This is a genomic window from Limimaricola variabilis (assembly GCF_014195545.1).
GTDB classification, from domain to species: domain Bacteria; phylum Pseudomonadota; class Alphaproteobacteria; order Rhodobacterales; family Rhodobacteraceae; genus Limimaricola; species Limimaricola variabilis.
On the sequence record NZ_JACIBX010000008.1, the window covers coordinates 176536 to 195479 of the forward strand.

The 18944-nt window shown below is 65.5% G+C and carries 15 protein-coding genes; 8 read left to right on the forward strand and 7 right to left on the reverse strand.

Annotation, left to right across the window (positions count from 1 at the left end; genetic code table 11):
* Positions 1-272 precede the first annotated feature (272 nt).
* Together dnaE and FHS00_RS11935 are read left to right on the forward strand one after the other, a co-directional pair.
* The gene (gene dnaE, locus FHS00_RS11930) at positions 273-3782 is read left to right on the forward strand and encodes a DNA polymerase III subunit alpha (protein ID WP_183473720.1); all 3510 of its coding nucleotides are present in this window, start codon (positions 273-275) and stop codon (positions 3780-3782) included.
* A gap of 67 nt (positions 3783-3849) precedes the next feature.
* Positions 3850-4407, forward strand: a complete 558-nt coding sequence (locus FHS00_RS11935; protein ID WP_183473723.1) for a hypothetical protein — start codon at positions 3850-3852, stop codon at positions 4405-4407.
* 3 nt (positions 4408-4410) lie between these two features.
* Here FHS00_RS11935 and FHS00_RS11940 read toward each other — a convergent pair whose 3' ends face one another.
* Positions 4411-4614, reverse strand: coding sequence for a SlyX family protein (locus tag FHS00_RS11940; RefSeq protein ID WP_183473726.1), 204 nt, complete (start codon positions 4612-4614; stop codon positions 4411-4413).
* A 109-nt stretch (positions 4615-4723) separates the two neighbouring features.
* Between FHS00_RS11940 and hisS the strand changes: the two genes are divergently transcribed.
* Genes hisS through hisG form a run of 3 tightly spaced genes read left to right on the forward strand, consistent with a single transcriptional unit; the run spans position 4724 to position 8012 of the window.
* Positions 4724-6232, forward strand: coding sequence for a histidine--tRNA ligase (gene hisS, locus FHS00_RS11945; RefSeq protein WP_183473729.1), 1509 nt, complete (start codon positions 4724-4726; stop codon positions 6230-6232).
* Positions 6229-7323: an ATP phosphoribosyltransferase regulatory subunit gene (locus FHS00_RS11950; protein WP_246391274.1), complete on the forward strand. Its 1095-nt coding sequence runs from the start codon at positions 6229-6231 to the stop codon at positions 7321-7323. The genes hisS and FHS00_RS11950 overlap by 4 nt, the downstream gene beginning before the upstream one ends.
* Entirely contained in the window at positions 7320-8012 is a 693-nt protein-coding gene (gene hisG / locus FHS00_RS11955; RefSeq protein ID WP_183473732.1) for an ATP phosphoribosyltransferase, read from the forward strand. The genes FHS00_RS11950 and hisG overlap by 4 nt, the downstream gene beginning before the upstream one ends.
* Position 8013: 1 nt before the next feature.
* On the opposite strand, the gene FHS00_RS11960 is transcribed toward hisG, so the two are convergent.
* Positions 8014-8436: a DUF1489 family protein gene (locus tag FHS00_RS11960; protein WP_183473735.1), complete on the reverse strand. Its 423-nt coding sequence runs from the start codon at positions 8434-8436 to the stop codon at positions 8014-8016.
* A 200-nt stretch (positions 8437-8636) separates the two neighbouring features.
* On the opposite strand from FHS00_RS11960, the gene FHS00_RS11965 reads away from it, so the two are divergent.
* Positions 8637-10913 carry an adenosylcobalamin-dependent ribonucleoside-diphosphate reductase gene (locus tag FHS00_RS11965; RefSeq protein ID WP_183473738.1) on the forward strand — a complete coding sequence of 759 codons (2277 nt, stop codon included), beginning with the start codon at positions 8637-8639 and terminating at the stop codon, positions 10911-10913.
* A gap of 109 nt (positions 10914-11022) precedes the next feature.
* On the opposite strand, the gene FHS00_RS11970 is transcribed toward FHS00_RS11965, so the two are convergent.
* The 5 genes from FHS00_RS11970 to FHS00_RS11990 form a co-directional block, all read right to left on the reverse strand.
* On the reverse strand, positions 11023-12861 hold the full coding sequence (locus tag FHS00_RS11970) for a TniQ family protein (RefSeq protein ID WP_183473741.1): 1839 nt from the start codon (positions 12859-12861) through the stop codon (positions 11023-11025).
* 331 nt (positions 12862-13192) lie between these two features.
* The gene (locus tag FHS00_RS11975) at positions 13193-13789 is read right to left on the reverse strand and encodes an SDR family oxidoreductase (protein ID WP_183473744.1); all 597 of its coding nucleotides are present in this window, start codon (positions 13787-13789) and stop codon (positions 13193-13195) included.
* A 30-nt stretch (positions 13790-13819) separates the two neighbouring features.
* The gene (locus FHS00_RS11980) at positions 13820-14434 is read right to left on the reverse strand and encodes a glutathione S-transferase family protein (RefSeq protein ID WP_183473747.1); all 615 of its coding nucleotides are present in this window, start codon (positions 14432-14434) and stop codon (positions 13820-13822) included.
* A gap of 50 nt (positions 14435-14484) precedes the next feature.
* Positions 14485-15861: an aldehyde dehydrogenase family protein gene (locus FHS00_RS11985; protein WP_183473750.1), complete on the reverse strand. Its 1377-nt coding sequence runs from the start codon at positions 15859-15861 to the stop codon at positions 14485-14487.
* Positions 15862-15996: 135 nt separating this feature from the next.
* Positions 15997-16188 carry a hypothetical protein gene (locus tag FHS00_RS11990; protein ID WP_183473753.1) on the reverse strand — a complete coding sequence of 64 codons (192 nt, stop codon included), beginning with the start codon at positions 16186-16188 and terminating at the stop codon, positions 15997-15999.
* Between the two features lie 870 nt (positions 16189-17058).
* Here FHS00_RS11990 and FHS00_RS11995 point away from each other — a divergent pair.
* Positions 17059-17760: an SOUL family heme-binding protein gene (locus tag FHS00_RS11995; RefSeq protein ID WP_183473756.1), complete on the forward strand. Its 702-nt coding sequence runs from the start codon at positions 17059-17061 to the stop codon at positions 17758-17760.
* A 439-nt stretch (positions 17761-18199) separates the two neighbouring features.
* A complete protein-coding gene (locus tag FHS00_RS12000; protein WP_281372304.1) occupies positions 18200-18865 on the forward strand; it encodes a DUF2243 domain-containing protein in 666 nt (221 codons plus the stop codon).
* The last annotated feature ends 79 nt before the right edge of the window (positions 18866-18944 follow it).

Consider the following 18944-nt stretch of genomic DNA (forward strand, 5'->3'; position numbering starts at 1 on the left):
CCGGTCGATGCGGCGTAGACCGGGCGGCCCTCACGTCCAGATCATGAAAGCCGATGGCATGCGCGTTTGGCAAGCCTCGCGTGCCTGCCGTTGCGGCAGACCGCCCCGAGGCATGGCAATTTTCACTGCATGTGCTCGCGATACGATAGCTTGACGAGCTTTCTGCCCGTTTCGGTGGCATGGGGCGTGCCGCCGATCACATCGGCGCGGCTGACCACGCGGCAAGCCTGCCCATGCTTCCCGCGACCGGTCGGCCGGGATAGAACCACTCCATGGCCGATCCCCGATTCATCCATCTGCGCGTCCACACCGAGCATTCGCTGCTTGAGGGCGCGATCCCCGTGAAGAAGCTGCCGGGCCTCGCCGCCAAGGCCGAGATGCCGGCCGTCGCCATCACCGACACCAACAACATGTTCGCAGCCCTCGAATTTTCCGAGACGGCTGCGAAGTCGGGGGTGCAGCCGATCATCGGCTGCCAGGTCGACCTGTGCTATCTGCCGCCCGAGCCGGGCAAGCGGCCCGAACTGCCCGCGCCGATCGTGCTGCTGGCGCAGTCCGAGGCGGGCTACATGAACCTCATGAAGCTGAACTCCTGCCTCTACCTGAAGAGCGACGGACAGCTTCCGCAGGTTTCGATCGAGGAGATCGAGGCGCTCTCCGGCGGTTTGATCTGTCTCTCGGGCGGCCCTGATGGCCCCGTCGGGAGGCTCTTGCGGCAGGGTCAGCGACCCAAGGCCGAGGCGCTGATGCAGCGGCTCAAGGCGGCCTTCCTGGACCGGCTCTATGTCGAGTTGCAGCGCCATCCGGGCGAGGACGGTCTGCCCGAGGCCGAAAAGCTGTCGGAACGCGGTCATGTCGAGATGGCCTATGCGATGGATCTGCCGCTGGTCGCGACCAACGACGTCTATTTCCCGAAGCCGGAGATATACGAGGCGCATGACGCGCTGATCTGCATCGCGCAGGGCGCCTATGTCGACCAGCAGGAGCCGCGTCGCAGGCTGACCGCGCAGCACTATTTCAAGAGTCCGCAGGAGATGGCGACGCTGTTCGCCGATCTGCCCGAAGCGCTGGAGAACACCGTCGAGATCGCCCGCCGCTGCGCCTTCAAGGCCTACAAGCGGGCGCCGATCCTGCCCAGATTCGCCGATGACGAGGTCGAGGAGCTTCGTCGGCAGGCCAAGGAGGGGCTCGAGGCCCGTCTCGCGGTGATCCCGCATGCGGTGAGCGTCGAGGACTACCACGCCCGGCTCGACTTCGAGCTCGGCATCATCGAGGGGATGGGGTTCCCTGGCTACTTCCTGATCGTGGCCGACTTCATCAAATGGGCCAAGGATCACGACATCCCCGTGGGACCGGGGCGGGGCTCGGGCGCGGGCTCGCTGGTCGCCTACGCGCTGACCATCACCGACCTCGACCCGCTGCGCTACTCGCTGCTGTTCGAACGTTTCCTCAACCCCGAGCGGGTCTCGATGCCCGACTTCGACATCGACTTCTGCATGGATCGCCGCGAGGAGGTGATCCGCTACGTGCAGGAGAAGTACGGCCGCGAGAAGGTGGGGCAGATCATCACCTTCGGTGCGCTGCTGTCCAAGGCGGCGGTGCGCGACGTGGGCCGAGTGCTGCAGATGCCCTACGGCCAGGTCGATCGTCTGTCGAAGATGATCCCGGTCGAAGGGGTGAAGCCGGTCTCGATCGAAAAGGCGCTGGCCGACGAGCCGCGGCTGCGCGAGGAGGCGAGGAACGAGGAGGTGGTGAACCGCCTCCTGACCTATGCCCAGCAGGTCGAGGGGCTCTACCGCAACGCCTCCACCCATGCCGCCGGCGTGGTGATCGGCGACCGGCCTCTGGATGCGCTGGTGCCGCTCTACCGCGATCCGCGCTCGGACATGCCGGCGACCCAGTTCAACATGAAATGGGTCGAGCAGGCGGGCCTGGTGAAGTTCGACTTCCTCGGTCTCAAGACACTCACCGTCATCCAGAACGCGATGGACCTGATCGCGAAATCGGGCCGTCCGCTGCACGTGGCCGCCGACGGGACCGAACTCTACCAGCCGCCCGAGGGTGGCGAGAACCAGATCAACCTGATCCCGCTCGACGACGAGAGGACCTACGAGCTTTATTCGCGTGCCAAGACGGTGGCGGTGTTCCAGGTGGAATCCTCGGGCATGATGGATGCGCTCAAGCGCATGAAGCCCACCTGCATCGAGGACATCGTGGCGCTGGTGGCGCTCTATCGTCCCGGCCCGATGGAGAACATTCCGGTCTATTGCGAGGTCAAGCACGGGCAGCGCGAACTGCAGTCGATCCATCCCAGCATCGACCACATCCTCGCCGAGACGCAGGGCATCATCGTCTACCAGGAACAGGTGATGCAGATCGCCCAGGTCATGGCGGGCTACAGCCTCGGCGGCGCGGACCTGCTGCGCCGCGCCATGGGCAAGAAGATCGCCGAGGAGATGGCCAAGGAGCGCCCCAAATTCGTCGAGGGCGCGCAGAAGAACGGCGTCGACAAGAAGAAGGCGATGGAGGTCTTCGACCTTCTCGAGAAGTTCGCCAATTACGGCTTCAACAAGTCGCACGCCGCAGCCTACGCCGTGGTCAGCTACCAGACCGCCTGGCTCAAGGCGAACCACCCGGTCGAGTTCATGGCTGGCGTCATGAACTGCGATATCCATCTCACCGACAAGCTAGGCATCTATTTCCAGGAGGTCCGCAAGGGGCTCGGTCTCGAATGGACGCCGCCTTGCGTGAACCGCTCGCAGGCCACCTTCGATGTGAAGGAGGGCAAGCTGGTCTACGCGCTGGGCGCGCTCAAGAATGTCGGCGTCGAAGCGATGCGGCTGATCGTCGAGGGGCGCGGGGAAAAGCAATTCGCCACGCTCTATGACCTCGCACGTCGCGTCGATCTCAAGAAAGTGGGCAAACGGCCGCTGGAGATGCTGGCCCGTGCCGGGGCCTTCGACGCACTCGACCGCAACCGTCGCCGGGTGTTCTCCGGGCTCGACGCGCTGGTCGCCTACTCGGCCGCGATCCACGAGCAGAAGGCCAGCGCGCAGGTCTCGCTTTTTGGCGAGGCGGGCGAGGATCTGCCCGAGCCGCGCATGCCGCAGGTCACCGACTGGCTCCCGGCCGAACGTCTCGCCGAGGAATTCAAGGCGGTGGGTTTCTACCTGTCCGGTCACCCGCTCGACGACTATCTCGCGCCGCTCAAGCGCAAGGGCGTGATGACGCTCGACGAGGTGACCGAGCAGGCCGCCGCACGTGGCGCCTTCGTGGGCAAGATGGCCGGGACCGTCGCCGGGCGGCAGGAGCGCAAGTCGGCGCGCGGCAACCGCTTTGCCTTCGTGCAGATGTCCGACCCGACGGGGCAGTTCGAAGTGACGATGTTCTCCGACACGCTGGAGACCGCGCGCGAGCATCTGGAGACCGGCAGCCAGATCGTGGTGCAGGTCGAGGCGACAATGGAGAGCGATCAGCTCAAGCTTCTGGGTCGCTCGGTCGCCCCGATCGAGGGGGTGGTCGCGGATGCGGGCGGCGCCGGCCTCAGGGTGTTCCTCGATGCGCCGGACGCGATTACCATGCTGGCGGGGGTGCTGGAGCGGGCCGGGCGCGACCTGCCCAAGGGCCAGCGCATTGCGCGCGGGCCGATCAGCATCTGCCTGATGGCCGACGGACTGCCCGGCGAGGTCGAGATCGACTGCGGGGCCGAGTTTCCGGTGACGCCGCAGATCAAGGGCGCGCTCAGATCGCTGCCCGGGGTGATCGAGGTCGAGGAGGTCTGAGCCGGCCCGCGGGATGGACGCGACGGGATCAGGCGCTAGAACGCTAGCGATACACCCGGAGGTCCCCATGCGCCGTGCCATTCCCGCCTTCTTGGCCCTCGCGCTGCTCGCCGCCTGCGCGACCGGCGGTGGTGGCAGTGCCTCGCTTCCCGGGCTCGACCTGCCCGAGGTCGGTGCCGGCACGACATTGGCCTTCGGGCCAGCGGCGAAGCGCTGTGGCCTGTCGGGCGCGGCGCTGGGCGCGCCGGTCGCACGTGAGGCGGGCTTCACCTTGTACGACACCGCGCCGGGCACGACCGCGCCGCGAACGCATTACCTCACCGGCTTCAAAGACGGCTGCGCGGTCCAGTTCACCGCGGCACTGGCCCTGTTCGGCGATGCGGCCACGCTCGAGGCCACGGCCTACGGGGCAGGCATCACGCACAGCCCGGTGCAGCCGGCCTACGAGGCAGTGAAGGCCGAGCTTTGCGGCGTGCCCGTCGGCCAGCCCTGTGGGCGCGCCAGCGCCGGGCTGGCGCGCAACACCACGTTGCTCACCGCCTATGCCGCCTTCGGTGCGAGCGGACGGCATGCCGACATGCTGCTGCATGACGGGCGGCTGGTGGCCCGTGGCGTGGAGGGCTGAACCTCAGTAGTGCGGCGGGCGCTCGTTGCCGATGGTGACGCCGCTATCCGACTCGGCCTCCGCTTCGGCGAGCCTTTCGCCCAGCATCCGCATGCGCCGGGTCAGGGCGTCGATGTCGCGCTCCTGCCGCGCCACCACGTCCGACAGGTCCTCGACCGTTCGGATCAGATGGCTCAGCCGCTCTTCGATGTCGATCTGGTCTGTCATGCCCCCTAAACACATCAGCGGCGTCCCGGTTTCAAGCCCGGAGGTTGCCCCCGGACCCGCCCCGCGCTAAGCCCGCGCGCGACTCCCGCTCCTGACGAGGACGCCATCCATGGCCAAGGACAAGATCCGCCGCCCCCGCGCCGAGACGCCGAAGGGGTTCCGCGACTATTTCGGCGCCGAGGTCACCGCGCGCGCCGCGATGCTGCGTCGGATCGCGGAGGTATATCATCGCTACGGCTTCGAAGCGCTCGAAACCTCCGGTGTCGAGACCGTCGAAGCGCTGGGCAAGTTCCTGCCTGATGTGGACCGCCCGAACGAGGGTGTCTTCGCCTGGCAGGAAGACGTCGAAGGCGCGAAGCCCGGCGACTGGCTGGCGCTGCGCTACGACCTGACCGCGCCGCTGGCGCGGGTCTATGCCCAGCATCGCAATGACCTGCCGACCCCCTATCGCCGCTATGCGATGGGCCCGGTCTGGCGCAACGAGAAGCCCGGACCGGGACGGTTCCGCCAGTTCTACCAATGCGACGCCGACACGGTGGGCGCGCCGTCGGTCGCCGCCGATGCGGAGATCTGCGCCATGCTCGCCGACACGCTGGAAGCGGTCGGCATTTCGCGCGGCGACTACATCGTGCGCGTCAACAACCGCAAGGTTCTGAACGGCGTGATGGAAGTGGCGGGCGTCCTCGACCCGTCCGACCCGGAGAAGTTCGCCGCCGAGCGCGGCATCGTGCTGCGCGCCATAGACAAACTCGACCGGCTCGGCACCGATGGCGTGCGGATGCTGCTGGGCGAGGGCCGCAAGGACGAGAGCGGCGACTTCACCAAGGGCGCGGGTCTCGGGGCCGAGCAGGCCGAGGTCGTGATGGGCTTCATGGATGCGCGGCGCGACACGGCCGAAGGCACGCTGGCGCGGTTGCGCGAGCTGGTCGGCGCCTCCGCCATCGGTGCCGAGGGCGTCGACGAGCTGGAGACCATCGCCGGGCTGCTGGCGGCGCAGGGCATGGGGCCGGATCGCGTCGTCATCGACCCCTCGGTGGTGCGCGGTCTCGGCTACTATACCGGTCCGGTTTTCGAGGCCGAGCTGACCTTCGAGATCCTCGACGAGAAGGGCCGTCCGCGCCAGTTCGGCTCGGTCGCGGGCGGTGGGCGCTACGACGATCTGGTCAAGCGTTTCACCGGCCAGACCGTGCCCGCCACCGGCGTGTCGATCGGGGTCGACCGGCTGCTGGCGGCGCTGGCCGCCAAGGGGCGCGGCGCGACCGAGGCGCAGGGTCCGGTCGTCGTCACCGTGATGGATCGCGACCGCATGGCCGATTACCAGGCGATGGCGTCCGAGCTGCGCGCCGCGGGCATCCGTGCCGAGGTCTATCTCGGTAACCCCAAGAACTTTGGCAACCAGATGAAATACGCGGACCGGCGCGGCAGCCCGGTCGCGGTGATCGAGGGCGGCGACGAGAAAGAGCGCGGCGTGGTGCAGATCAAGGACCTGATCCTCGGCGCGCAGATCGCCGAAAACGCGACGCTGGAAGAGTGGAAGGACCGCCCCTCGCAGATCGAAGTGCCGCGCGCCGAACTCGTGGCGCGCGTCCGCGCGATGATCGAGGGACAATCCTCATGATGCCCGGTCCCATGGGCGCCGAGACCCGCGCGGAGGCGGCGCGGCTCGGCGCGATCTTCGAAGGGCTGGGCGCGCAGGCGGTGGACACCGCGATCCTGCAGCCCGCCGATGTGCTGCTCGATCTCTATGGCGAGGACATCCGTGCCCGCGCCTATGTCACCGCCGACCCGCTCCGGGGCGAGATGATGCTGCGGCCCGACTTTACCGTGCCGGTGGTGCGGGCGCATATGGAAGAGGGCGGCGATCCGGCGCGCTACTGTTACGCGGGCGAGGTGTTCCGGCGGCAGGAGACCGACCCGGAGCGGCCGATCGAGTTCCTGCAGGTCGGGTTCGAGCATTTCGGCGGCGATCCCGCGCAGGCCGATGCCGAGGTCTTCGCCACCATCGCCGAGGCGCTGGCCGGGCTGGACCTGCGCCCGGCGACCGGCGACATCGGCATCCTGATGGCCGCGGTGCGCGGGCTGCGCACCACCGAGGCCCGCAAGGCGGCGCTGTCGCGCCATGTCTGGCGGCCCCGCCGATTCCGCGCGCTTCTCGATCGTTACGGCGCGCGGGTGCCGCTTCCGGCGCACAAGAAGGCGCTGCTCGCCATGAAGGATCCCTTCGAAGCGGCGGGCCCGGTAGTCGGGCTGCGCTCGCGCGAGGAGGTCCGGGCCCGGATCGCCACGCTGCGCGCCGAGGCCGAGACGCCCCCGCTTTCGGAAGAGGAAGTGGCGCTGATCGACGCGATTCTCGATCTGCGCGAGACCGCACCCAACGTGCTGTCGAGCCTGCGCGACATCGCGGTGGACATGCCCGCCATCGGCGACGCCGTGACCGGGCTGTCGCGTCGTCTCGACGCCATGGCGGCACGCGGCGTCGATGTCGGCACGCTGCCTTTCGAGGGCAGCTTCGGGCGTACCACGCTCGAATACTACGACGGCTTCGTCTTCGGCTTTCACCACGCGACGCGCGCCGATCTGCCGCCCGTGGCCACCGGCGGGCGCTATGACGCGCTGACCCGGGTGCTGGGGCAGGGGCGGGCGGTGCCGGCGGTGGGCGGCGTGGTCCGGCCCGAGCTCGTGGTCCGCATCAGGGAGGGCCGGGCATGACGATCCGTCTCGGCGTGCCGTCCAAGGGGCGGCTCATGGAAAAGACCTTCGACTGGTTCGGTGCGCGCGGGCTGAGCCTGCGCAAGCGCGGCAACGATCGCGAATATGCCGGTGTGGTCGAGGGAATCGACGGGGTCGAACTGGCGCTTCTCTCCGCGGGCGAGATCCCGCGCGAGCTGGCGGCCGGGCGGCTGCATCTCGGCGTCACCGGCTCGGACCTCGTGCGCGAGAAGGTGGCGGGCTGGGATCTGCGCCTGCGCGAGCTGGCGCCGATGGGCTTCGGCGGCGCCGATCTGGTGATCGCGGTGCCGCAGGGCTGGGTCGATGTCGACACGCTCGACGATTTCGACGCGGTGGCCTCGGCCTTCCGCCGCAGCCATGGTTTCCGCCTCAGGATCGCGACCAAGTATCACCGGCTGACGCGCGAGTTCCTGCGCGAGCACGGCGTCGCCGACTACCAGTTGGTCGACAGCCAAGGCGCGACCGAAGGCGTGGTGCGCAACGAGACCGCTGAGGCGATCTCGGACATCACCTCGACTGGCGAGACGCTGCGGGCCAACGGGCTGAAGATCCTCTCCGACGGGCTGATCCATTCGAGCCAGGCGACGCTGTTCAAGTCGAACAGCGCCGATTGGTCGGATGCGCATCGCGCCACGCTCGACGCGCTCGAGGACCGGCTCGGGATCTGATTTAGAGGACGCCGATCTCGGCCAAGGCCGCCTGCAATGCGGGCGGCAGCGGCTCCTCCTGCTCGCGTCCCGGCGTGAGGTCGCGCGGCGCGTCGCCTTCGGCGAGGTAGCGCCAGCCCTGGAAGGCGCGCTTGGGCGTCGCCGCCACCCGCACCAGCCCCGGCTCGCAGACGATCGCGCAGCGGCGGATGCCGTCGCCGCGATCGACCTCATCGAATCGCAGCACCCGCTGCCGGCACAGAATCACCCCCTTGATCACCCAGTAGATCGATCCGCCGCCGAGCACTTCCTCGGCGCGCTTGGGCCACATGCGGGTGATGTGACGCGGCAGACCGTCGGGGCCTTGCCCGCGGCGGTCGCCCTGCCAGGCAGCGAGATCGGAGACATCCTCCGTTCCGACCGAAAGCTTGATGAGATGCAGCATGGTTAACGACTTAGGAGCCCGGGGGCGGGGCCGCAACTCTCGATTTCGTGTTGTGGCAAAATCGCAATTTCTTGTGGATAAGGCTGTGTCAAACACAATCTGTAGCTTGGAACGTGCTATGATACACTATATCCACGATCACCGTCGGGGCAGCCAAGTCCCCTGAAATTCCGATAAGTTTCAAGCCGAAGGATCGTCCCATGACCCGCTTTGCCGCGCCCATCGCCGAACAGATCTGGGACATGAAGTACCGCTTCAAGCAAAGCGACGGCACGCCCATCGACGCCACCGTCGAGGACAGCTGGCGCCGCATCGCCAAGGCCCTGGCCGCCCCCGAGAAGGACCCGGCGCTGTGGGAGGACAAGTTCTACGCCGCGCTCGAGGATTTCCGCTACCTGCCTGCCGGCCGGATCACCGCCGGTGCGGGCACCGCGCGCGCCGTGACGCTGTTCAACTGCTTCGTCATGGGCACCGTGCCGGATTCGATGTCGGGCATCTTCGACATGCTCAAGGAAGCCGCGCTGACCATGCAGCAGGGCGGCGGCATCGGCTACGACTTCTCGACCATCCGGCCGCGCGGCGCCGAGGTGAAGGGCGTCGCGGCCGACGCCTCCGGCCCGCTGTCGTTCATGGATGTGTGGGATGCGATGTGCCGCACCATCATGTCGGCCGGCTCGCGTCGCGGCGCGATGATGGCGACGATGCGTTGCGACCATCCCGACGTCGAGAACTTCATCACCGCCAAGTCCGACCCGGCCCGCCTGCGCATGTTCAACATGTCGGTGCTGGTCACCGATCCCTTCATGGAAGCGGTGAAGGCCGACGGGTCGTGGGACCTCGTCTTCAAGGGCAAGGTCTACAAGACCGTGCAGGCGCGTGACCTGTGGAACGCGATCATGAAGTCGACCTACGAGCAGGCCGAGCCGGGCGTGATCTTCATCGACCGCATCAACCAGATGAACAATCTGGGCTACTGCGAGACGATCAGCGCCACCAACCCCTGCGGCGAGCAGCCGCTGCCGCCCTATGGCGCCTGCCTGCTGGGCTCGATCAACCTCGCCAAGCTGGTGACCGACGCCTTCGAGGAGGGTGCCCGTCTCGACGAGGCCGCGCTCGACGATCTCGTGGCGACTGCCGTGCGGATGATGGACAACGTCGTCGACGCCTCGAACTTCCCGCTGCCGGCGCAGGCCGAAGAGGCCCGCAACAAGCGCCGCATCGGTCTCGGCGTGACCGGTCTCGCCGACGCGCTGCTGATGGTCGGCCTGCGCTACGGCTCGGACGAGGCGGCGGCACAGACCGAAGCCTGGATGAAGCGCATCGCGCGGGCCTCCTATCTCGCCTCGGTCGAGCTGGCCAAGGAGAAGGGCGCCTTCCCGCTGTTCGATGCGAAGAAGTACCTCGCCTCGGGCAACATGCAGCAGATGGACAAGGACGTCCGCGACGCGATCGCCAAGCACGGCATCCGCAACGCGCTGCTGACCTCGATCGCGCCGACCGGCACCATCTCGCTCTATGCGGGCAACGTGTCCTCGGGCATCGAGCCGGTCTTCGCCTATGCCTACACCCGCAAGGTGCTGCAGAAGGACGGCTCGCGTACCGAGGAAGAGGTGGTGGACTACGCCGTGCAGGCCTGGCGCGAGAAGTTCGGCGACAAGGAGCTGCCCGACTACTTCGTCAACGCCCAGACGCTGGCCCCGATGGACCACGTGAAAATGCAGGCCGCGGCGCAGAAGTGGATCGACAGCTCGATCTCCAAGACGATCAACTGCCCCGAGGACATCTCCTTCGAGGCGTTCAAGGACGTCTACATGGAGGCCTACGAGACCGGCTGCAAAGGCTGCACCACCTACCGTCCCAATGACATCACCGGTTCGGTGCTGTCGGTCTCCGAGCCCGCCAAGGCACCCGAGGCCAAGTCGGCGCCGAAGGAGGCCACGGGCGGCGAGGTGATCTACATGTCCGAGCCGCTCGACCGGCCCGCCGAGCTCGAGGGCGCGACCTACAAGCTGAAGTGGCCCGACAGCGAGCACGCGATCTACATCACCGTCAACGACCTCGTCGTCGGCGGCCATCGCCGGCCCTTCGAGGTGTTCATCAACTCCAAGAACATGGAACATTTCGCCTGGACCGTGGCGCTGACCCGGATGGTCTCGGCGGTGTTCCGGCGCGGCGGCGACGTCTCCTTCGTGGTCGAGGAACTCAAGGCGGTGTTCGACCCGCGCGGTGGCGCCTGGATGCAGGGCAAATACGTCCCCTCGATCCTCGCGGCGATCGGCGGCGTGATCGAGAAGCACATGATCTCCACCGGCTTCCTTGCCGGGGAAGGGCAGGGGCTCAAGGAAGATCCGCAACAGCAGGTCGTCAATCTCGACGCGCCGCGCGGCAAGTCCTGCCCCTCCTGCGGCGGCTTCGAGATGCGCATGGTCGAGGGCTGCATGACCTGCGGCAGCTGCGGTCATTCGAAGTGCGGATGAGGTGAGCCGTTACAGTTGCCAGAAAGGCATAAGAGTGCGAATTGAGGGCATAAGCGTGCGAGTTGCACGTCAAGCGCTTTCTTCGATGGCCCCGGCAGAAATGCCGGGGTTATTCTCGTTTGGGCCACGGGCACAGGAAGTGGCGTTCAAGGACCGACCACAGGAAGAGGTTCTCGTGCTCTGTTTCGCCGTCAAAGAATCTCAGCTCCTGCAGGCCGAAAGCAGACGACAGCAGCTTCTGCCATGACCACCCCGTTTCCACCGACAAGCGGCGTAGCGGGGCGAAGGTCTCGTCGAAGTACTGCCGGTCGCTCTCGGTGATATAGGGCTGTACCGCCTTGCGCTTCGGGTTGGAGGCCTTCGTGGCTCGGATGTACCCGGCGGCAACGAGTTGCGTCGTCTGCGTGGGCTTGAGGCCGACTGACTTGGCGAACACCTCGAGCGAGAGGCCCGGAGCGCGATCGATATTCAGCTTGCTTTGCAGTTCGTCTCGGTCGACCAGAATCGAGGCATAGCCAGTGGCCTGCGAGTAGCTGCCTATCCGACGAAGCTCGCCTTTCTTGATCAGACCGACGATTTCGGCGGGACGAACCCGAAGCTGATGGCAGGCCTCCTGAAGAGTGCGCCAACCATGCATTTTCGCATGAACCGTTTCGGCCCCACGTAGTAGGTCAGCAACGAAGCGGGGGGCGTCCGTCGCCTTCCACAGAGGCTTCGCACCTGCTGCCGCGATCGCCGGCAAAAGATGCCCATCTGCTCTGAGCGATTCGAAATGGGACCGAGAGATATTCATCAGCTGCTGCAGTTCGATCCCGCTCACCATTCGATTGAGCTCTTCGATGATGGGCTTCACCGCCTTGGCGTCGAACACCGCCCATTCGCCGGTGCTGCTCGAGGCCGCGCCTGTCAGTATTCCTCGCTCGCGCAGAAGTTTACGCAGACGGCGCTCATCGACCCCGCCCTCCTCCGCAGCCGTCCGAATGGAATGGAGCCTGCGCTCGAGAACGGGCTCCCCCATTACGTTGTCTCCTGCGCCGACCGGCCAGGTTGCCAGGATGTGGTCGCGAATGATTTCCCTGAAAACGCCGTAAGGCTCGGAGGTCAGTTCATGCGCAAACCTGTCGTACAGATCGCCGAAGACGCCCTTCGGTCCCTGCCGGGGCGTTCCCAATTTGGATTGCAGCCGAGCAAGCGTGCCGCGAACTTGGTCTGGTCCTCCCACCGAAAGCACATATCCCGTCGCCGCTTCGGCCCAGAGCTCGTCCGGATGAACGCGGTTTCGTCCTCCGGTCTCCAGACGTACCGCGGCCCGCCCTAGTAGTTCGGAAAAGACGCAGACGGCCTGCAGATCGATGCCGTCGAACCAGTTGCCACTATGCCGATCGTGCAGCCGGTCCGCGACGTATAGCTCGAAGAGGCTGGCCTCCCTCGGCTCACCATCGAGCTCTCCCTCTTCGAGGGACGTTCGGATCTCAGCTAGACGCGCAGCGAAGTCGAAGCGGACAGTTGAAGCAGGATCGGCCCATAAGTCGACCAGCGGCATTTCATGCTCGGTGCAAACACGGAGCTGGCGCAGCAGCCAGTCGGCGCGCATGTGGGGCATCCACGGGGACGGGTCCCTGGCCATGTCCTCTCGAAGGCATGCAGGGCAACCCCGGAGGCCCACAGGCTTGATGCTCTTAGCGTGGAAGATTTCACCACGAAACGAATGTTCGCGACCTCCTAGGTGAACGGGCGTCCACTCCAGAAGGGCGTCGAGCGCTACCCCACCCAGCTCTGCCAAGCGCTGGCAGACCAACTCATCGCCTTGAATGATCTTCGAGAAGGGGAGGTCAAAGTCTGCGCCGAAGATACTGGCCGGCAAGCCATTCCGGTTCGCAAGGCGCGACATGAAGGAGAAGGCTGGTTCCCGTTCGCCGAGGGGAACAGAGAGGGGAAGTGAGGTCACGAGATCTCGGGAACAGGAGGGTTCAAGGAGCGGCCCTGTCGGGGCCGTGCCCCCCCGAATACCTCCCCCACGGTACGAACGCTATTCATCGGTGATTCCGAGGGCCCTCATCCGCAAGGACTGAAGGCTCGCGGACATAGACTGGCCCTTGAATGCAGCGAACGTCTGGAAGCGGCCCTCTCGCAACATTCGTACCAAGAACAGTGCAAATCGAGCCGCTCGACACGAAGGGCGAATAGCTGCCGTTGGCTGCGGGGCGTCCGAACGGCAACTCTACGGCACGGAATACATGCAAGGAACGTGGTCGACCGCCCGTTCCTTGCACGCTGGATCAGACCGACTGCATCAGGCGCACTTGGTCGGCCCAATCGCTGCTTTCGACCGCATCTGCCAAGGTAGCGGCTACATCTCCGCGCGCGGCTTTTCCCTTGGGATCGACGATGTCGCCAAGGGCGATATTCCGGTCGCCATCCTCATCGGTCAGCTGCACGGGGCGAACGATCGCGTAAGTCAGACCGGAGGCTTTCAAATGCTCGTCGGCCTCGTGCTTGGCTTGGAGGTAATGACCCAATTCGTGCTCCGGGTCGGGATTTTCCGTGCCCACCGAGCTGAGCATCACGAAGCGACTGACGCCAGCCTTGGCGGCCAGATCGATCAGGCGCTTGGCGCCGTCACGGTCGACCTTGTCGGTCATCTCGGGACCCGTGTTGCCACCCGACCCGGCGGCGAAGACCACAGCCTCGCAGCTGTCGCAGACGCCCTCTTGCAGGTCGGTCAGATCGCCTTGGCGCAGCGTGACGCCCTCGGGCAGTTTGCTGGTGTCAGAGCTTTCACGCACCAGCGCGATGGGGGTGTGGTTGCGTGAGATCAACTCGTTGACGAGACGCTGACCGGTATTGCCGGTCGCGCCGGCGATGAGGATGTTCATGACGTCACTCCTTCGATTTGTCGCGGGGTTTCAAGCCTCGGGTGCCATTGGCCCGGCTTTTTCGACCGCGGCTTTGTAGCCCGGCTGAGTTTGCAGCGCGGCCCAGTAGGCTTCGATGCGCGGGGCGTTCTCGAGGAAGCCCATGCGCGAGAGGTTGGCCAGAAGGTAGGAGAACTGGATGTCGGCCAAACTAACATCCGCGCCGAAGAGCAGAGCGTCCGGCGTCAGGTTATCCGCTATGTAGGCCAGATGGGTCTCGAGCTTCTTGCGGGCTCCTTCGCTCGGCTCTTTACCTTGCAGCGCGGGGATCAGGAGGCCCATGGCCACCCCGGCAAACGAGCTTTCGACGTAATCGAGCAGCTCCTCGTGGCGGATGCGATCTACCGTGTTCCGAGGGGGGCGGTGTGCATCGGTGCCATAGGTGTCGACGATGTAGCGCAGACAGGCGGAGGATTCAGCCAACTTCAGGTCGCCGTCTTGGATCACCGGCGATTTGCCCAGTGGGTGAACCCGGCTCAGTTCTTCGGGCGCGCGGAAATCCTTGGTGCGATCATAGGTGACAAGCTCGTAGGGCTGCCCGAGGTCTTCGAGAAGCCAGACCACGCGGATCGCGCGAGAATATGCAAGGCAGTGCAGGGTAAGCATGAGGGCTCTTTTCAGTAGGAGCATGGCCCCGGCGGGGCATGCTCTGGGTGTCACGGCAGGAAGATGGCCTTCGCGTTGACGAACTCCTTCATGCCGAAGCCGCCATGCTCGCGCCCGAAGCCCGAATTCTTGACGCCCCCGAACGGCATGTTGGGGTCGGCCGCGCCAAAGCTGTTGATCCGCACCATGCCGGTATCGAAGTGGAGCTTCGCCAGCCTGACGGCCTTCTCCTCGTCGCGGCTGAAGATGCCGCCGCCGAGACCGTAGCGGCTGTCATTGGCGATTCGCATCGCGTCCTCGTCGTCCTTCGCGCGAATCACGGCGGCCACAGGGCCGAAGATCTCGTCGTCATACGCCGGGGTGCCCGGCGCGCAGTCGGTGAGCACGGTGGCCGGGTAGTAGTAGCCAGTACGGTCGGGCACCTCGCCCCCGCAGACGATGGTGGCGCCCCCGGCGACGCTTTTCTCGACCTGCTCGCGCACGATGTCCAACTGCTCGGCGCTCGACAGCGGGCCGAGGCCGGTGTCGTCGTCCATCGGGTCGCCGAGCTTGATGTCCTGCATGGCGGCGACGAACTTCTCGACGAAGGCGTCGTAGACCTTTTCGGTGACCACGAAACGCTTGGCCGAGACGCAGGTCTCGCCATTGTTGTAGATCCGGCCGATCACCGAGGTCTTCACCGCGAGGTCGACATCGGCGTCTTCGAGCACGAGGTAGGCATCGTTGGAGCCCAACTCGAGGACCTGTTTCTTCAGGGCCCGCGCCGCTTGCGTGCCGATATGGCGCCCGGCACCGTCGGAGCCGGTCATGGTCACGCCGCGCACTTTGTCATGCGCGATCAGCGCGTCAGAGGTGTCGTGGTCGATGATGACCACTTGGAACAGGTCTTCCGGCAAACCGGCACCGACGCAGATCTCGCGGAGCTTCAGCCCGCTGCCGGTGCAGATGCCGGCGTGCTTGAGCACGACCCCGTTGCCGGCCATCAGGTTCGAGGCGAGCACGCGAACCGGCTGGTAGAGGGGGAAGTTCCACGGCTGAATGCTGTAGATCACGCCGATCGGGGCAAAGGTCACTAGGCCCGGCTTCTTGCCGCCGGAATGGCGGCGTTCCGCGTCAGCCAGCTCACTGGGACCATGCTCGGCGGTGTAGTCGAAGATCGCGGCGCAAATCTCCACTTCGGTCTTCGAGTCGCGGTAGAGCTTGCCGACCTCTTGGCTCATGAGCCGGGCCAGTTCATCGGCGTTGTCACGTAGCTCCTTCGCGATTAGGCGCAGGTGTTCGGCGCGGCGCTCATGGCTGATCTCGCGCCAGTCGAGAAAGGCTGCGTGGCTGGCCTCGACCCTGTCGACGGCCTCCAGTTTCGTCATTACGTCGTAGCGGGCGATGGTCTCTTCGGTAGCGGGATTGATGGTGGTGATCTGCGACACGTGGACTTCGCCTCTCTTCCGTTCGGACTATCGGGCGCAATGCGAGGGGAACGCTGCACGTTCCACGATGCGCGGTCACGGTCACGTGCGGCGGCGAGCCGTTTGACACGCCCTGCATCGTGAAAGCTGTCCCCTTCAGCCCGTGAGTTCTTCCACTGCGGTCTCGGTGTGCAGGTGCCGCGCCCGCTTCGGCTCCAGAAGCAAGCTGTCGAGAAGCGCCACGAGCATCGCTGCTTTTATGCCGCCCGCGCCGGTCAACAGAAGGCGCATCAGCGAGGCATAGGCGGGCGACTGGCTCGACAAGGCCCCGGCCACTTGGCGACCCAAGAGGGGGTCCACATGAAAAACTTGAAAGGAGAAAAGATCATGGGTTTGGTCTACAGGGCAGATCTACTCGGTGCTCGTTTACTCGGTGCTCGGATCAGCGCCCTCGATATTCGGATCAGCACCCTTCGCGCCCGGCACGCTGCACTCAATGAGTAGATCGAGACACTGCACGATCAAATACAGCCGGACATGATGCGCCTACGCTGCCTCGAAAGCCGTAAGCGGAAGTTGCGCGATGTCATCCGTTCGCTGGATGGCGAGGTGCGCACGCTCGCGGGTGGAACCCGTCCGGCCTCTGAGCTCTCGCAGCCCCGATGCGGCCTGGGTCATGTCTCAAGAGCGCTCTCTGAACGCAACAATGGGGGGCGATCCATCAGTGCTCTCTTCTGCGTGAAGGCTTCTAAGGTTTTCTCCGCGCCTGTCGCAAAGGCATCGCCTGTCTGTGTTCAGGGTTGGGTAAGTCGAAGTTGTGCATGGTCCTTGTAGCAGCCGTGGGGCGAAGCTCGCCTTCGCCGCAAGCCCCTGCCGGACGCATTCAGTTGGATCGATGGACACTATGGTTTCCAATGCTGGCGGACGAGGGCCAAGACTCTATGCGGCTGCATGTTTTGTAATGCTTCCACTATTGTTCGATCAGGGTCCGCGCCTCGTGCTGCGAGTAGAGATCGCCCCACCAAGCGACTCGTTGCAGAGATAGTCATTGGGCCATTTCGCTTCGGGGCCGGTCCTTTCTCGGGACGGCGCGCGGAACGATGCGATCCCAAGGAGGTTTTGAAAAGGTGCCCGTGGCTTCCGACCTAGGCCTGCACCCCCGCCCAAACCGGCTGAAACCAATTCCCGTTTCCTCCGCGTCCCGACACGAGGTCCCCCATGTCGCAACTTGCCCGTACCGCACTTCTCGGCCTCGCCGCCACAATGATGATTACCGGCCCCTCCCGTGGCGCGGAAGGGATCGAGACGCCGGAGTACGAGGTACTGGCCTCGGACCCCACCGGTTCAACGCCGGGCGAGACGATCGAGCTACGCCGATACGCCCCCATAATCGTGGCCGAAGTGACGGTGACGGCCAGCAACCGCGATGAGGCCTCATCGAAGGGCTTCCGGCCGCTCGCAGGTTACATCTTCGGTCGCAACGCGCCCGGCGGCACGATCTCGATGACGGCTCCTGTGACCACGACGCCAGCGACGCCCATTGAAGGCGAGGGCGAGACGATCGCCATGACGGCCCCCGTCACCACGGCCGCAGCCGAGAATGCAGAGGGCCGCTACACTGTACGTTTCATGATGCCGTCGAAATACACAATGGAGACCTTGCCGGAACCTCTCGACCCGGAGGTGCGCCTGTCGCGCATGCCAGCCCGCACCCTCGTGGCTCTACGCTTTGTGGGCGAGCGCTCCGCGGAACGCGTGACCGCCGCTGAACAAGCCATCGCCACGTATATCGAGAAGACCGGCCTCGAGCCTTCAGGTCCCTTCGTCATCGCCGGCTATGATGGACCTGATACGCCGGCCTCAGAAAAGCGCTGGGAAGTCCAGCGCCCGGTGGTGTCGGCCGATCCCATCACGCCGTAGATCGAGCCGAAGCTGTCGGCGCCAACACCGCTTTCATAGAGCCGGCCTTACCTCGGGAGGCCAACTACTACGGAAGATTCGAAAGCCAAAGCATTGCTCCAGTGGCACGATTTTTTGCAAAGGCTGGGGCAGTGTGGGCGCATCGCTGCCGTTCATGCTTGGTGCGATGGGGGGGGCGCTTTCAGCTCCTGAGCGCTATAGTCGTGGCATGCTAAAGGCATCGATGGGTGCTCACGATGCTAATCCCTCTCACTCTGGCTCGAGCTCTGTAGAGAAGCGCTCCAGTTCGTCGACGATCAAATCACGATCGTGGTCGAGCGTAGCGACCTGAAAGGAGTTCTCCAGCCAGCGTAGGCGGACCTCCGTGGAGCCGCATTCTCGAACGATCCGGTACGCGTTGTCGGGTTCCACGACATGATCGACGCGCGACTGCAGATCCCTGCAATGGCATCACCTGCTATGCCTCGTGCCGGGCATCGACGACATGCGCCTGCAGATCCTCTGGGATGGCTATTTCCACCTCCTGATGTATGTACTCGCCGCCGTGGCCCTCTGGGGCCTCTGGCGGGCCCACCGGCGTGGAGGCGGCGTTCCCGGCGCCCATCTAGGGGGCGCGATGCTCATCGGCTTCGGTGGCTGGCATGTGCTCGACAGCGTGCTGTCGCACTGGGTGCTGGGCATCCATCGCATCAAGCTCGACAGCCCGAACCCGATGCTCTGGGATCTGATATGGTTCTTCGTTTTCGGTCTGGCGCCCATGGCGGCGGGCTGGGCGGTGATGAAGCGGGGTGGCCCGGGCAGCGGACGCTCGGTGGCAGCCATGCTCGCCCTGACCGCTACGACGGCCGGCGCCGGCCTCTGGTCGATGCGGCCGCCGCCGGACCAGCCGCTGACGGCCGTCGTGTTTCGACCCGGCGTGGAGGCCCTCTCCGTGTGCAAGGCGATCGACGAGATGGAGGCACAACTGGTCTGGGCCGATCCGGCCATGGGCGTGGTGATCCTCGACGTCGCGCCGGAGAACCGCTGGGGGTTCTACCGGCGCGGTGCGATGCTGGTCAGCGGCTCGGGCGTGCCCGCGGGATGCTTCAACTGGAGCACGGCTTGAGGGGCTATTCCTTGCGTGCCTTCGATGCCTGAGGTGGGCGCCGGGCCGGAGCGGTCATGCTCCCTCCCGTGTCGGTCTT